Below are 14,229 nucleotides of genomic sequence, written 5' to 3'. Positions count from 1 at the left end.
TCGGAAACTGCGCGTCCGCGGGACGCCGAAGGGAGCGCCGCCACGGACCCCGACGGGCCGCGGAGACACTCCCTGGTTGATTTCCCGCCGGTGCAGCGGGCGGCAACGCGCGGGACGGGACCCGTGGGGCCCCGGATCCTAGAACAGGACGCGGGCCAGCTTCTGGCGCGAGGCAACCACCCGCTGGTCGGCCACCCCGACCACCGAGTACAGCTCGACCAAGCGGGCCCGGGCGGCCTCCTTCTCGTCACCGGCGTGGCGGCCGATGAAGCCCACCAGCCGGGAGAAGGCGTCCTCGACGTGCCCGCCAATCAGGTCCATGTCGGCAACGTCCAGCTGCGCGGCCAGGTCCTCGGGGTTCGCAGCCCCGGCGGCACGCACCGCGGCCAGGTCCTTGTCCTGGGTGCGCATCAGCAGGCGCACCTGGTTCAGGCCGATGGCCGCGTCGTTGTCGTTGGGCTTCTCATTCAGCGCCTGCTTGTAGGCGGTCTCCGCCGCCGGCAGGTCGCCGGATTCGATGGCCTCCAACGCCGCCTGGTGCAGCGGAGGCAACGGGGCCGGGGCTGCCGCAGCAGCGGTGGTGCCCAGCGGCGCGATGGTTCCGGCGACCCCGTGCTGGACACCCAGGCCCAGCAATTCCTCGATCAGCGACTGGATCTGCGAGACCTCGGCGCTGCCTTGGAAGAGCGGCACCGGCTGGCCGTTGACCAACGCGATGACCGCAGGCACCTGCGTGACCTGGAAGGCCTGGGCGATGGCGGCCTCGGCCTCCGCGTCCACGGTGGCCAGCGCGAGCGTTCCGCCCTTCGCGTCGACCAGCGAGGCGAGCGTCGCATCGAGCTGGACCGAGGCCGGGGAACGCGGGCTGCCCAGCGAGACGATCACCGGCACCTGTTGCGAGAGCGCAACGATTTCCGGGAAGAGTTCCTGGTTGACGGAGCGCACCCAGGTCGGGGCCCCGGCGTCCACCGGGCCGTTGACCGGCTCCGGGTGGGGCGTCTTGAAGGCTGCCAGATCAATGGCGCCGCGCGAGGAGGGTGCAGTGGGTTCAGGCATGCTGGTGGTCATTCCTCTACTTTAGGCCGCTTGGTGCCCGGGTGGAAAACCCGTCCGCTTCCCGCTGACAAGCACACCGGTGCGGCGCCTCCCGTTGGCGGCGCCGCGGGGAGGTCCCGGATGGGGCCCCACACGCCAAATGCCCCCGGGCAGTACCGGTGGCATATCCTAGTGACTGGAAATCTCCCGCTGCACCGGGGCCCGCGTCACGGCCCATCCTCAGGGCAGCGTGGCAGCCCAGTTGCGGACGGGACGGCCCGTTCGATCGATCGAACACGGGGACGGCCCCGTGGAATAGGGTCCATCCCGTGGTTTCCCCCACAGCACGCTCCATCCTCGCACGCCCCGCCATCGTGCGCCTCGTCGTCGGCTGGGGCACCGTCCTCGGCCTGTTCCTGGCCGGCCCCCTGCTTGAGCCGCCCACCAGCGCACCGCTGCTGGTCGGATCGTTGGTCCTGATCATCGGCGTCATCCTGCTGTGCGCCTTCGGGGTGGTCCACGAGGCCGAACACCTCGCCCGCCGGCTGGGCGACCCCTACGGGTCCCTGGTGCTCACACTCTCGATCGTGCTGATCGAGGTGGTGCTCATTTCCGCCGTCATGCTCGGGCCCGGCGAGCACGCCACCATCGCCCGGGACTCGGTGATGGCGGTGTCGATGATCATCCTCAACGCCGTGATCGGGCTGTCCCTGCTGGCCGGGGGCCTCAAGCACGGCGGACTGGGGCACAACCGCACCGGCACCTCCGCCTATCTGGGAATGCTCATCGTCCTGTCCTCGCTGGCCTTCGCCCTGCCGGCGCTGATCGGGAAGGCCGGCACCTACACCCGGGGGCAGGAAATCCCCATCGTCGTGCTGACCCTGGGCCTCTACGGCTTCTTCCTCATCCAGCAGATGGGCCGGCAGGCCGACGACTTCCGGGAAGTCGACCCGCGGGTGGCGCCGGCCGCCGATTCGCCCGCCGGCGCGGACCCCGCGGTGCAGCGCACACGCATCACCGCTGTCATCGCCGAACACCGTACCGAGATCGGGCTGCGGATGGGCCTGCTTGTCGTGACGGTCCTGCCCATCGTGCTGCTCTCGCACGACATGGCCACGCTGCTCGACGACGGCTTGGACCGGGTCGGTGCGCCGGTGGCGCTCTCGGGCATCCTCATCGCCATGATCGTCTTCCTGCCCGAGTCGATCACCTCGGTGCGGGCGGCCCTGAACGGGGAGATCCAGCGGGTCGGCAACCTCTGCCACGGGGCCCTGGTCTCAACCGTCGGCCTGACCATTCCCGCGGTCCTGGTCATCGGCATGCTCACCGGCCAGTCCGTCGTGCTGGCCGAAACGCCCGTCAACCTCGTGCTCCTGGGTGTGACGTTGCTGCTGTCGGTGTCGACGTTTGCCGCCAAGCAGGTCACCGCGGTGCACGGGGCCGTGCACCTGGTGCTCTTCGCCGTCTACGGCATCGCCGTGTTCTCCTAAGGCGCCTGGCTGCTTCCCCGCGGCCGGGTCCCCCGCGGCCGGGGCGGGCCCGGCGCTGCGGGGACATCGGACACCGGCATGCAAAAGGGCGCGGTGCCGCCGAACACGGGATCCGTTACCCGTGCCGGTGGCACCGCGCCTGGCGTGGATGGACCAACAGGTCCCCGCGCTCCCCCGCCGAAGGGGGCCATTGGCTACTTCAGCAGTTTTGCGCCCTTGGTGATGACCTCGGCGGCAACCACCGAGACCTTGTCCTTGGAGTCTGCGGCCGGGATGTAGATGAGCATCGGCTCGCCGTAGGTGATCTCGATGCCCTTCTTGGTTTCCTTCGCGTTGACGATCTTGGCGGTGGTGTCGTCCAGGCCGATGGTGCCGCCGGTTTCCTTGGGCTTCGCGGTGGTCGTGGCGGTGAAGTTGCCCGAGACCAGCGCCCCGCCGTCCGGGGTGGCCAGCACGACGGTGTCCTTGGCGTTCACTTGGCGCTTGAAGCCGATGGTGGCGTCCTTGTTGGCCTTGACCAGTGCGTTCTGGTCCTTGGCGTTGAGCGTCAGGAACGCGTTCTTGGCGAACTTGTCTGCGTCCTTGGACTTCTCGTTGTCCATGAGCCCGGCCAGGCGCTCAAGGGCCGACTTCGGGGTCATTTCCAGGCCCTCGGCGTTGTCCTTGAGCAGCTTCACGGACTGGTCTCCCACGGCGATCCCGGGGAACGTGGAACCGGGCAGCATCGGGGTGGCGAAGGCGACCTTGTAGTTGTCCCGCGGCCCCGCCTGGGTCAGCGTGATGGCGGTGGGGATGGTCGAGGCGCCGGAGTCCTTCGCCGTGACAACCATCAGCGAACGCGGGAAGTGGGCACCGTCGTCCGTCGGCACTGCGGCCGAGCGGATGACGGTGGTGTCGATGGCGGAGGGGCCATCGAGCTTGACCTTGTCGTTGCGCAGCTTGTAGTTCTGGCCGCGCAGCACCTTGAGCGCACCGGTGGTGCGGTCCTCGAGGTCCTTGGCGTTCTTGGATTTGTCGGCCTTGGCCACGGAGCTGGAAACCTCGGAAAGGATGCGCTCGAGCTGGGCCTGGAGCACCACCGGGAAGACCTTTTCGGTGTCCTGGGCGGGGGCCTCGGCCGGGGAGGACGAGGGGCTTGCGGCCAGAGCCGGCGCGGAGGGAACCAGTGTCAGGGCCAGGATCGAGGCGGTCGCAACGACCTTGGCCACGGTGTTGGGGCCGTTCTTCCCGGGTGGGGTGGTCGGCAGCGAACCGGTCTGCGGGGCTCCGGAACGATCGGCGGCGCGGCGTCCTCCGCCGGTTGAGCCCCCGCGCGGCATGGTGCGCACCGCGGCCAGCGCGATGCCGGCGACCAGCAGCAGCGCACCGATGATGATCAGCGGCATGGAGTACGGTGTGGCGGTGTCGCCGGGCCAGGTCACCGAGATGTCCGTGGGGGCAGCGGCCTTGCCGTCGGCTGCCAGCAGCAGCGTCCATGAGCCCTCGTCGGGGTCCGTCCAGCGGTAGGTCATGGTCTTGTCGGCGTTCTCGGTCGCCTGGAACAGGTCCGCGCCGGCCGGGTTCGGGACCTGCGCCTCGCCGGTTTCCGAGGTGGATTCAAGAACGGTGTCGGCTGCGTTGATGCCGGAGATGGTGGTGTGTGCGGCCTTGCCGACCCACGCCTGCGCATCTGCGGAGCGCACCAGCGAGGCGCTGAACTTGCCCTCGGCCTTGATGGTGATCTCCGTGGGGTGCCCGGCAACGGTTCCGATCCCGGATTCGAGCAACGTCACCGGCGCTGCTGCGGGGGCTTCGGCAAGGTGGGCGGTCAGCGTCTCGGGCGGAGCCCAGACGGTACGCTGGCCGATCCCCACCACCAGGGCTGCCAGCCCAAGAATGATAGCGATCGCTGAGAAGATCTTTCGCACAATTACACCTAACGGATGGGGGTCGAGATTCGGCCTCGGGGTGCCGCCCCGCGTCGTGGACTCGGGGTGGCACGCCATAAGTCTAACGAGTTGTACCGCATCCGGGTTCCTTGATGTGGGTAGCACCACGCTCGGCACGGTGGGGCCTCGGCCACCATTTGCCGTATCCGACATCGGGGCCCCAATGCCGACAAGTGGCCGCACCGGGTATTAAGCTCGGGGTTGTGACTACTCAAGACGGGGACGACGCAGTGCCGACGGCGGCAACCGGCCACCATGGGCCTGTGCCCGGAGCCGAAGGTCAGCAATCTTCGGGAGCTCCGGGCACCGGGGAAGTTTCCGCGGACGGCACCCCGGTTCCGGGACCGCCGGCGGGTCCGCGGCAGTGGTGGCGCCGCATCCTGGGCACCGCCCAGCAGACGCTCGATGCACGGATCAAGCCGCCGGCGAACTTCGGCTTCCCGCCCGAGCCGAAGCACGAGGCCGGCACGGGTCTTCCGGGTGCGGATGTTTCCCCGACCGCCAACCCGATCGCCTTCGGGTTCCTGTTCACGGTCGGCGTGGGACTGGCCCTGCTGGGCTTCTTCCTGCTGACCAACGTGGGCTCGCTGGTCATCTGGATCGCGATCGCCCTGTTCATTGCCCTGGGGCTGGACCCGGCCGTGCGCTTCCTGGTGTCGCACGGGATCTCGCGCACCGTCGGGGTGCTGATCACGATGCTGGCGCTGCTGGTCCTGGCCGCCGGGTTCATCGGCAGCATCATCCCCACGCTCACCGCGCAGACGGCCCAGTTCATCGAGCGTGCCCCGAAGCTGGTCGACGATTTCCTGAAGTCGGAGCTTTTTGTCAGCCTCGATGCGCAGTACCACGTCTCGGACCGGATCAGCCAGGAGATCGGCAAGTTCTTTTCCGACGCCGGGGCCGTGGGCGGGATCTTCGGCGGCGTGCTGGGCGTGGGCAGCGTCATCGCCCAGGGCGTGTTCGGCGTGCTGATCGTGCTGGTGCTGGCCATCTACTTCCTGGCCTCGATGCCGGCGATGAAGTCCTTCTTCTACCGCATGGCCCCGCGTTCGCGCCGGGCACGGGTCGAGGAGCTGGGCGACACCATCACCCGATCGGTGGGCAACTACGTCATGGGCCAGGCGTTCGTGGCGCTGCTCAATGCCACCGTCGCCCTGATCCTGATGAGCGTCCTGGGGGTGCCGTTCGCCGCCCTGCTGACCCTGCTCGTCGCCATGCTGGCGTTCATCCCGCTGGTCGGCGCGGTGATCGCCGGCATCCTGGTGTCCCTGATCTCGCTGACCCTGGGGTGGCAGACCACCGCCATCTACGCGATCTGCTACTTCGGCTACCTGCAGATCGAGGCGTACTTCATCTCCCCGCGCGTGATGCAGAAGGCCGTCTCGGTCCCCGGCGCGGTGGCGGTGATCTCGGTGATCGCCGGTGGCTCGCTGCTGGGGGTCATCGGCGCGCTGATGGCGATCCCCGCGGCCGCGGCGATCATGCTGATCCTGCGCGAGGTCTTCATCGCCCGGCAAGATAACCGCTAGGGCCGTCCTGGCCCGCCAGCTGCCGAAGGTGGCTCGCCGGCCTAGTACCGGTAGGAGCGTGATTCCCAGCACTTGGGGTGCCAATGGCGGCGGCCCGCGGCCGACGCGTCATCGCCAGACCAGTGGTCGGCCCTCCACGCCACCAGGTGCTCGGTCCCCGGGGAGATGAAACGTCCGCAGCCCGGGCACTTGTAGGTCTTGGACGCACCGACGGCCGAAATGCGGCGCACGTGCCATTGCCCGTCCGGCGCGTCCTGCAGGCGCTGGACCCCGTAGCGCGCCTTTTCCAGCCAAACGTCGTCGCCCGGGGCCTCGGGGCGGGTCCACTTGTTGACCCGCCCGGAGCGGGGTGCGGGCGTGGAGGAGCGAGAAGGTCGATTCGAGCGGGCCATGGTCCAATTCTGCCCCAGTTCCGTGGTGGGCCGCGCCCGCGGCGCACCCCCGGCCCGCCACGACCGGGCCCCGGCGGGCCCGGGGAGTCGGCGAAACCCGGTAGAGTGCCTGTTGTGCGTTTAGTGATTGCCAAGTGTTCAGTTGATTACGAGGGCCGCCTTCGGGCCCATCTCCCCCTGGCGACCCGTCTGTTGATGGTCAAGGCCGACGGCTCGGTGCTGGTGCATTCCGACGGCGGCAGCTACAAGCCGCTGAACTGGATGAGCCCGCCGGCGGTGATGCGGGTCGTCGAGCCCGACGAGGAGCAGGCCGCAGAGGGCGACATCGAACTCTGGCACGTCGCCCACCAGAAGTCCGACGACCGCCTGGTGGTGCACATCAAGGAGATCATCCACGACACCGAGCACAACCTCGGCACGGACCCCGGGCTCATCAAGGACGGTGCCGAGGCGGACCTGCAGCGCCTGCTGGCCGACCAGATCGAGACCGTCGGCGCCGGCTACACACTGATCCGCCGCGAGTACATGACCGCCATCGGTCCCGTGGACATCCTGGCCCGCGACTCCTACGGCGCCACCGTGGCCATCGAGCTCAAGCGCAATGGCGACATCGACGGCGTCGAACAGCTCACCCGCTACCTCGAGCTGCTCAACCGCGACCCGCTGCTCAAGCCGGTGCGCGGCATTTTCGCCGCCCAGAAGATCAAGCCGCAGGCCCGCACGCTGGCCACCGACCGCGGCATCGACTGCCTGGTGTTGGACTACGACGCGATGCGCGGCGTCGACGACGTGGCAGCACGGCTCTTCTAGGGCCCCTGCGACACCCCTTTGCCCCGCCTCGGGGACCATGTCCCGTTGCGGCACCCGCCCGGCTTGGCCCGGCCAGGCAGGCGGACCGCGCAACCTTGTGCCGCGGCTACCTCCGTACGCGGGCGCTCGGACCTAGAATGGGTCCATGACTTCCACCGACTCACCCGACCGTTACGCATTGACCGGACGACTGGTGTCCCCCGGCAGGGACATCACCAAGGGCATCATCGCCGTGGAGGGCAACCGGATTGCGTTCGCCGGCGATGTGCGCGAGTTCTCCTTCTTCGACGAAGCCGGCGCCTTTGAGCTGCGTGAAAGCCCCGAGGGAACCATCATCATCCCCGGCCTGATCGACCTGCATTGCCACGGCGCGGCCGGCGGCGACTTCCCCTCCGGTGACCGCGAGAAGATCGCCACCGCCATCGGGCACCTGCACCGATCGGGCACCACCACATTTCTGGCCTCGCTGGTCACCGCCTCGCGCGCTGACATGCTGGCATCGGCCGCCGTGCTGTCCGAGTTCGCCCAGCGCGGGGACATCGCCGGGATCCATACCGAGGGCCCGTTCCTGTCCACCGCGCGCTGCGGCGCCCAGGACCCGGCATTCCTCTCCGATCCGGAACCGGACTTCGTCGATAAGCTGATCGACGCCTCTGCCGGCCAGCTGCGCACCATGACGTATGCGCCGGAACTTCCCGGGGCCGACGCGCTCCTCGAGCAGCTGGTGTCCCAGGGCGTGGTCCCGTCGCTGGGCCACACCGATGCCGATGCATCCACCACCGCAGCCTCGCTGGCGCTGGCCCGCGAGGAACTAGCCAGCGCCGGGGTGGACGGCTTCACCGAGCGCCCCACGGTCACCCACCTGTTCAACGGGATGCCTCCGATGCACCACCGGGCACCCGGTCCGATCGCCGCCTGCCTGGAAATGGCTGCCCAGGGCAAGATCATCGTCGAGCTCATCGCCGACGGCGTGCACCTTGACCCGGACATGGTCCGGACCATGTTCAATCTGGTGGGGGCCGACTCCATCGCGCTGGTCACCGACTCGATGGCAGCCACCGGGCTGTCGGACGGCACCTACGAGCTGGGCCCGGCCGAGGTCATGGTGTCCAACGGGGAAGCCCGCCTGGCCTCGAACGGATCGCTGGCCGGGGGAACCGCCAGCATGCTTGATGTCCTTCGCTCCACGGTGGCCGCCGGGGTGGATCTGCGCGACGCCCTCGTCTCCGCCACCAAGGTGCCGGCGAGCGTGCTGGGCCTGATCGACGAGGCCGGCCGGCTGCACCAGGGTTTTGCGGCGGACCTGCTGATCCTGGACGCGGATCTGGGGCTGCAGCAGGTCGTCCGCAACGGCAAGTACTTGCTCTGACGCACGGTCCCCTCGCCACACGGATTCCACCGGCCCGGGGAATCTTCCCTCGGCCGGGCGGACGCCCCGCTTCACCCCATGGCTGCACATGCCCGGCCGCGCTGCCGCAAGCCCGACACACCGACCCCACGGCCCCGTTTCCCCTTGGCCCGACGGCACCGCGGCGGGACTGGATCCGCCGGTGCGCCCCGTCCCGGGGTAGGCACCCAAGGGCCCATGTGAAGTCTTTGCTTGCCATCTGAGTCAAAGGTATTGACCCAAGTCACACCATTGTGTGATGCTTGACTCAGTCTTTGTGTTGGTTAGTCATACCCGCCAAAGCAGTGCTGCGGGTGTGAAGTGACTGCGGCGGGGTTAAACCCACGCCAGTGATCTTCTCACTTGAGTACCACCTATGGCCGTTGCACGGTGCAGCGGCCAGATTTTCGCACTAAATGAGGAGAAATACATGGCTCAGGGAACCGTGAAGTGGTTTAACGCCGAAAAGGGATTCGGTTTCATCACTCCCGATGGCGCCGAGGCTGACGTTTTCGTGCACTACTCGGAAATCCAGACCAACGGTTTCCGCACGCTGGAAGAAAACCAGCGCGTGGAATTCGAAGTTGGACAGGGTGCCAAGGGGCCGCAGGCCACCGGTGTGGTTGGTCTCTAAAGGACTTCACAAACTCTTTGAACTTCCCGCCCTTCTGTCCCCGGCCCGCACAGCGGAGTCGATCGGATAGGCGGAAACGCTAAAAGAAAACAAAAGCCTGGGGCGGGATGATTTATTCATCCCGCCCCAGGCTTTTGTCTTGCTTGATCAGTCTTGCCGCCAGGTGCCGACACCCGCAACGGGGCCGGCCTCGACCCAGGCCGAAAGGCCATTGTAGGTCTGGTAATCCATGGCAATCAAGACATCTCGGCCTTCATAGCTCATCATCACGATGACGCTTCCGGGCTGCACCAGGTGCTTTTCTTCTTCCTCGGGCTTTCTCCAGCCCTTGAGCAGGATGGAAGACCGCAGGAATCGATGCACCGGGATCGGGGAGACCGAAAAGAGCTTGAGGAACTCAAGCTCTCCAGGGCCATAACGCGCAATCGCCATCATCCACTTCCCGGAGGACGTGGAGATGGAAGCGTCGAAAGTGCCAAGAGTGCGCCGCAATTGAATGCGACGCACTCCCATGGCACCCAAGAACATCACCACAAGCAGCAGGGCTGCCAACACGATGAGTACAGGAATGCCGAGTTCGTTCAAGGCAGGACTATCGAGTTCCCGCCGGGACGGAGTCGGCCATGACGGCGTTGTCCGCTACGATCACCACTCGGTCGGCGTCAACGGAGAAGAACCCGCCATCAACCTGGACCGAGAACCGTGACCCGGAGACCGGAACGATTTCCAGATCCCCGGCAGCCAGGACGGCCAACATCGGCACGTGACCGGGAAGGATCCCGATCTCGCCGTTGCTGGTGCGTCCCTTGACCAGTTTCGCCGCTCCCGACCACACGAAGTGGTCGGCAGCAACGATTTCGACTTGGAGTTCGGCCATGACTAGCGAGTCGACTTCTGGATGTCGGCCCACTGGCGCTCAACGTCGTCCATGCCGCCGATGTTGAAGAATGCCTGCTCGGCAATGTGGTCAACGTCGCCGTTGCAGATCGCGTTGAAGCCCTCGATGGTGTCCTTGATGGCAACCGTCGAACCCTCGACACCGGTGAACTGCTTTGCGGTGTAGGTGTTCTGCGAAAGGAACTGCTGGATGCGACGGGCACGTGCCACGACGATCTTGTCTTCTTCGCCGAGCTCGTCGATGCCGAGGATCGCGATGATGTCCTGCAGTTCCTTGTTCTTCTGAAGGATCTGCTTGACGCGAACCGCGGTCTCGTAGTGAGCCTGGCCGACGTACTGCGGGTCAAGGATTCGCGACGTGGAGGTCAGCGGATCAATGGCCGGGTACAGACCACGGGAAGCGATTTCACGGGAAAGTTCCGTGGTCGCATCCAAGTGGGCGAAGGTCGCTGCCGGTGCCGGGTCGGTGTAGTCATCAGCAGGCACGTAAACGGCCTGCATCGAGGTAATCGAACGGCCCTTGGTCGAGGTGATGCGCTCCTGGAGGAGACCCATCTCGTCGGCAAGGTTTGGCTGGTAACCCACGGCCGAAGGCATGCGGCCCAGAAGGGTCGACACCTCGGAACCGGCCTGGGTGAAGCGGAAGATGTTGTCGATGAAGAGCAGCACGTCCTGGTTCTGCACATCGCGGAAGTACTCCGCCATGGTCAGCGCCGACAGTGCAACACGCAGACGCGTGCCTGGCGGCTCATCCATCTGGCCGAACACCAAGGCGGTGTCCTTCAGAACGTTTGCTTCTTCCATTTCGACCCAGAGGTCGTTACCTTCACGGGTGCGCTCGCCAACACCGGCGAATACCGAGGTACCACCGAAGTTACGTGCAACACGGGTGATCATTTCCTGGATCAGAACCGTCTTGCCGACGCCGGCGCCGCCGAACAGACCAATCTTGCCGCCCTTGATGTAAGGGGTCAAAAGGTCGATCGACTTGATGCCGGTTTCGAGCATTTCGGTCGAGCCTTCAAGGCTCGCGAAGCTCGGAGCCTTGCGGTGGATCGGCCAGCGCTCGGTGATTTCGAGTTCCGAGGCTTCCACGTCGAGGGGCTCGCCCAGGACGTTGAAGATGTGACCCTTGACGACATCGCCAACGGGTACGGAAATCGGGGCACCCGAGTCGACCACCGAGGTACCGCGGACAAGTCCGTCGGTTGCCTGCAGTGCGATAGCGCGAACCATTGAGTCACCGAGGTGCTGGCTGGTTTCGAAGGTGATGGTTTTGGTCTCGCCGTTGAGGGTAATCTCAGCGGAAAGAGCGTTGTAAATTGCAGGCAAGGAGTCGGCGGGGAATTCAACGTCGACAACCGGGCCGATAACGCGTGCGATACGACCGGTTGCACCGGTCGAAGCAGCGGTACCCTGCTCGTTAAGTTGGGCAGTCATCTCTCTCACTTCACTTGTGTAGATGGCGTGGATGTAAGTGTTGGTAGGAAAGTCCCGTTAGCCGTTCAGCGCGTCAGCGCCGGCAACAATTTCGGAAAGTTCCTGGGTAACCTCGGCCTGGCGGGCGTTGTTACGAAGACGCGTGTACTTCTTGATCAGTTCGTTGGCGTTGTCGCCAGCGGACTTCATGGCACGTTGGCGTGCTGCCAGCTCGGAAGCGGCTGCCTGCAACATGGCGTTGAAGATACGTGACTCGATGTAGCGCGGGAGCAGTGCGTCCAGCACCTGCTCCGGTTCCGGCTCGTATTCGTAGAGCGGCAGCAGCTCGTCGGCGGGAGTCTCGGACTCCTCCTCGACGACCTCAAGCGGCAGCAAACGAATGACCGTCGGCTCCTGAACGACCATCGACTTGAACTGGGTGAAAACAACGTGGATCTCGTCCACGCCACCAGCTTCAAACTCGTCGGCGAAGTCCTTCAGCAGGACCTCGCGCAGTTCGCGTGCGGTTTCAAACTCCGGAGCGTCGGTTCCACCGGTCCACACCTTCGCGTATTTCCGTCCACGGAAGTCGAAGTACGCCTGGCCCTTGCGGCCGACCAGATAGGTCTTGACGTCCTTGCCTTCTGAATGGAGCAGTTCAACGAGGTGCTCTGCCTGCTTCAAGACGCTGGCGGAGTAGGACCCGGCGAGTCCGCGGTCCGAAGTCATGACCAAGACCGCCGCGCGACGGATTGACTCCGGCTCGGTGGTCAGTGGGTGCTCGACCTCGGACTGTGACGCGACGGCAGTAACAGCACGGGTAATCGCATTGGCGTACGGCAGCGATGCCGAGACGCGCGCACGTGCCTTGCCAATACGGGAAGAGGCGATCAGTTCCATCGCCTTGAAGATCTTGCCCATCGACGTCGTCGATGCAATCTTCTGGCGGTAGACCCGAATCTGGGCTCCCATGTTTGTCCTTTCCTTATCCCTTTGCAGGGGTTGCCGCGCCACACGTGGTGACGCGGCAAACCCTACTCAAAGGTGATGTCAGCGCTTTTGCTTGACGATCTTTTCCTGGTCGACGGATCCCTCGGCCAAGGCGTCGAATTCTTCGCTGCCAGCGGCGACAAGCTTGTCGTCGCCCTGGCCAAAGAAGCCGGCCTTGAAGTCGATGATGTTCGACTTGAGCGTCTCGACCGTCTCGTCCTCGAGCTTGCCGGTTTCGGCAATCACGGTCAACGCATTGGCGCGGTGACGCAGGTGGGCGAGGAATTCGGTCTCGAAGCGGCGAACGTCTTCAACCGGGACATCGTCCAGGTAGCCGTTGGTGCCCATCCAGATGGAAACAACCTGGTCCTCGACCGCGAACGGTGCGTACTGGCCCTGCTTGAGCAGTTCCATCAAACGCGCGCCACGGGTCAGCTGCTGCTTGGAAGCGGCATCCAGGTCCGAGGCAAACATGGCGAAGGCCTGCATGTCGCGGTACTGGGCCAATTCCAGCTTCAACGTACCGGAAACCTTCTTCATGGCCTTGACCTGGGCCGAGCCACCCACGCGGGAAACCGAAACACCCACGTCGACGGCCGGACGCTGGTTGGCGTTGAAGAGGTCCGACTGCAGGAAGATCTGGCCATCGGTGATCGAGATGACGTTGGTCGGGATGAATGCCGAAACGTCGTTTGCCTTGGTCTCGATGATCGGCAGGCCGGTCATCGAACCGGCACCGAGCGCGTCGGAGAGCTTGGCACAACGCTCGAGCAGACGGGAGTGCAGGTAGAACACGTCACCCGGGTAGGCCTCGCGTCCTGGCGGACGGCGCAGCAACAGGGAAACGGCACGGTAGGCTTCGGCCTGCTTGGACAGATCATCAAAGACGATCAGAACGTGCTTGCCGTCGTACATCCACTGCTGGCCAATGGCCGAGCCTGCGTACGGTGCCAGGTACTTGAAACCGGCCGGGTCGGATGCCGGGGAGGCCACGATGGTCGTGTACTCCAAGGCGCCGTTGTCCGCAAGGGTCTGGCGCACTGCGGCAATGGTCGAAGCCTTCTGACCAATTGCCACGTAGATGCAGCGGACCTGCTTGTTGGTGTCACCCGAAGCCCAGTTGGCCTTCTGGTTGATGATGGCGTCCACGGCCAGGGCCGTCTTGCCGGTCTGGCGGTCACCAATGATCAGCTGGCGCTGGCCACGGCCGATCGGGATCATCGCGTCGATGGCCTTCATGCCGGTCTGCAGCGGTTCGTGAACCGACTTGCGCTGCGTGACGCCGGGTGCCTGGGTTTCCAGGGCACGACGGCCGGAGGCCGCGATCGGTCCCAGGTCATCGATCGGCTCGCCCAGTGGGTCGACCACGCGGCCCAGGAAGGCGTCGCCAACCGGAACCGAAAGGATCTCGCCGGTGCGCTCAACGCGCTGGCCTTCGGCAATGCCGGTGAAGTCGCCAAGGACAACAACACCGATATCGCGGGTATCAAGGTTCTGGGCCAGGCCCAGAGTGCCGTCTTCGAAGCGAAGCAACTCATTGGCCATGACGGAGGGAAGACCCTCCACCTTGGCGATGCCGTCACTTGCCGTGGTTACGCGGCCGACCTCGGTGCGCTCAGCTTTGCCCGGTTCGTAGGACGCTGCGAACTCATTCAAGGCATTGCGGACGTCGTCGGCGTTGATGGTCAATTCGGCCATCTGCAGTCCCTGCTCTCCTA

The 14,229-nt window shown here is 65.6% G+C and carries 13 protein-coding genes; 5 read left to right on the top strand and 8 right to left on the bottom strand.

Annotated features, from left to right (window positions below; translation table 11 throughout):
- Positions 1–138: 138 nt before the first annotated feature.
- Positions 139–1,056 (bottom strand): co-chaperone YbbN, encoded by a 918-nt coding sequence (locus tag DQ353_RS06305; RefSeq protein ID WP_113761923.1) that lies wholly within the window; start codon positions 1,054–1,056, stop codon positions 139–141.
- A 308-nt stretch (positions 1,057–1,364) separates the two neighbouring features.
- On the opposite strand from DQ353_RS06305, the gene DQ353_RS06300 reads away from it, so the two are divergent.
- Positions 1,365–2,525: a calcium:cation antiporter gene (locus tag DQ353_RS06300; RefSeq protein ID WP_113761922.1), complete on the top strand. Its 1,161-nt coding sequence runs from the start codon at positions 1,365–1,367 to the stop codon at positions 2,523–2,525.
- A 194-nt stretch (positions 2,526–2,719) separates the two neighbouring features.
- Here DQ353_RS06300 and DQ353_RS06295 read toward each other — a convergent pair whose 3' ends face one another.
- Positions 2,720–4,432, bottom strand: coding sequence for a DUF8094 domain-containing protein (locus DQ353_RS06295; RefSeq protein ID WP_113761921.1), 1,713 nt, complete (start codon positions 4,430–4,432; stop codon positions 2,720–2,722).
- A gap of 224 nt (positions 4,433–4,656) precedes the next feature.
- Between DQ353_RS06295 and DQ353_RS06290 the strand changes: the two genes are divergently transcribed.
- Positions 4,657–5,982 carry an AI-2E family transporter gene (locus DQ353_RS06290; RefSeq protein ID WP_286166653.1) on the top strand — a complete coding sequence of 442 codons (1,326 nt, stop codon included), beginning with the start codon at positions 4,657–4,659 and terminating at the stop codon, positions 5,980–5,982.
- Positions 5,983–6,023: 41 nt separating this feature from the next.
- Here DQ353_RS06290 and DQ353_RS06285 read toward each other — a convergent pair whose 3' ends face one another.
- Positions 6,024–6,374 (bottom strand): Rv1322 family protein, encoded by a 351-nt coding sequence (locus DQ353_RS06285; RefSeq protein ID WP_113761920.1) that lies wholly within the window; start codon positions 6,372–6,374, stop codon positions 6,024–6,026.
- Positions 6,375–6,488: 114 nt separating this feature from the next.
- On the opposite strand from DQ353_RS06285, the gene nucS reads away from it, so the two are divergent.
- From nucS to DQ353_RS06270, 3 genes are all read left to right on the top strand, one after another.
- Positions 6,489–7,184 (top strand): endonuclease NucS, encoded by a 696-nt coding sequence (gene nucS, locus DQ353_RS06280; protein ID WP_113761919.1) that lies wholly within the window; start codon positions 6,489–6,491, stop codon positions 7,182–7,184.
- 145 nt (positions 7,185–7,329) lie between these two features.
- Positions 7,330–8,553, top strand: a complete 1,224-nt coding sequence (locus DQ353_RS06275) for an N-acetylglucosamine-6-phosphate deacetylase (protein WP_113761918.1) — start codon at positions 7,330–7,332, stop codon at positions 8,551–8,553.
- A 448-nt stretch (positions 8,554–9,001) separates the two neighbouring features.
- Positions 9,002–9,205, top strand: coding sequence for a cold-shock protein (locus tag DQ353_RS06270; RefSeq protein WP_068735141.1), 204 nt, complete (start codon positions 9,002–9,004; stop codon positions 9,203–9,205).
- A gap of 147 nt (positions 9,206–9,352) precedes the next feature.
- Here the strand turns inward: DQ353_RS06270 and DQ353_RS06265 are convergent, their stop codons facing one another.
- The 5 genes from DQ353_RS06265 to atpA form a co-directional block, all read right to left on the bottom strand.
- Entirely contained in the window at positions 9,353–9,790 is a 438-nt protein-coding gene (locus DQ353_RS06265; RefSeq protein WP_245348092.1) for a DUF2550 domain-containing protein, read from the bottom strand.
- A 7-nt stretch (positions 9,791–9,797) separates the two neighbouring features.
- Positions 9,798–10,082: a F0F1 ATP synthase subunit epsilon gene (locus tag DQ353_RS06260; protein WP_071213163.1), complete on the bottom strand. Its 285-nt coding sequence runs from the start codon at positions 10,080–10,082 to the stop codon at positions 9,798–9,800.
- Positions 10,083–10,084: 2 nt separating this feature from the next.
- Positions 10,085–11,542 (bottom strand): F0F1 ATP synthase subunit beta, encoded by a 1,458-nt coding sequence (gene atpD, locus DQ353_RS06255; protein ID WP_113761917.1) that lies wholly within the window; start codon positions 11,540–11,542, stop codon positions 10,085–10,087.
- Between the two features lie 57 nt (positions 11,543–11,599).
- A complete protein-coding gene (locus tag DQ353_RS06250) occupies positions 11,600–12,493 on the bottom strand; it encodes a F0F1 ATP synthase subunit gamma (protein WP_113761916.1) in 894 nt (297 codons plus the stop codon).
- A gap of 78 nt (positions 12,494–12,571) precedes the next feature.
- A complete protein-coding gene (atpA, locus tag DQ353_RS06245; RefSeq protein ID WP_113761915.1) occupies positions 12,572–14,209 on the bottom strand; it encodes a F0F1 ATP synthase subunit alpha in 1,638 nt (545 codons plus the stop codon).
- Positions 14,210–14,229: the final 20 nt, after the last annotated feature.

Source organism: Arthrobacter sp. AQ5-05, from assembly GCF_003287975.1.
GTDB lineage: Bacteria > Actinomycetota > Actinomycetes > Actinomycetales > Micrococcaceae > Paeniglutamicibacter.
Note: the sequence above shows the minus strand (reverse complement) of the source record. Positions and strands in the feature narration are given on the sequence as shown.

What these genes read in the sequence shown, in the direction of transcription:
- DQ353_RS06275 (WP_113761918.1), top strand. Translation starts at nt 7,330, where the DNA reads ATGACTTCCACCGACTCACCCGACCGTTACGCATTGACCGGACGACTG.
- DQ353_RS06285 (WP_113761920.1), bottom strand. Translation starts at nt 6,374, where the DNA reads ATGGCCCGCTCGAATCGACCTTCTCGCTCCTCCACGCCCGCACCCCGC.
- atpA (WP_113761915.1), bottom strand. Translation starts at nt 14,209, where the DNA reads ATGGCCGAATTGACCATCAACGCCGACGACGTCCGCAATGCCTTGAAT.
- DQ353_RS06270 (WP_068735141.1), top strand. Translation starts at nt 9,002, where the DNA reads ATGGCTCAGGGAACCGTGAAGTGGTTTAACGCCGAAAAGGGATTCGGT.
- atpD (WP_113761917.1), bottom strand. Translation starts at nt 11,542, where the DNA reads ATGACTGCCCAACTTAACGAGCAGGGTACCGCTGCTTCGACCGGTGCA.
- DQ353_RS06305 (WP_113761923.1), bottom strand. Translation starts at nt 1,056, where the DNA reads ATGCCTGAACCCACTGCACCCTCCTCGCGCGGCGCCATTGATCTGGCA.
- DQ353_RS06260 (WP_071213163.1), bottom strand. Translation starts at nt 10,082, where the DNA reads ATGGCCGAACTCCAAGTCGAAATCGTTGCTGCCGACCACTTCGTGTGG.
- DQ353_RS06250 (WP_113761916.1), bottom strand. Translation starts at nt 12,493, where the DNA reads ATGGGAGCCCAGATTCGGGTCTACCGCCAGAAGATTGCATCGACGACG.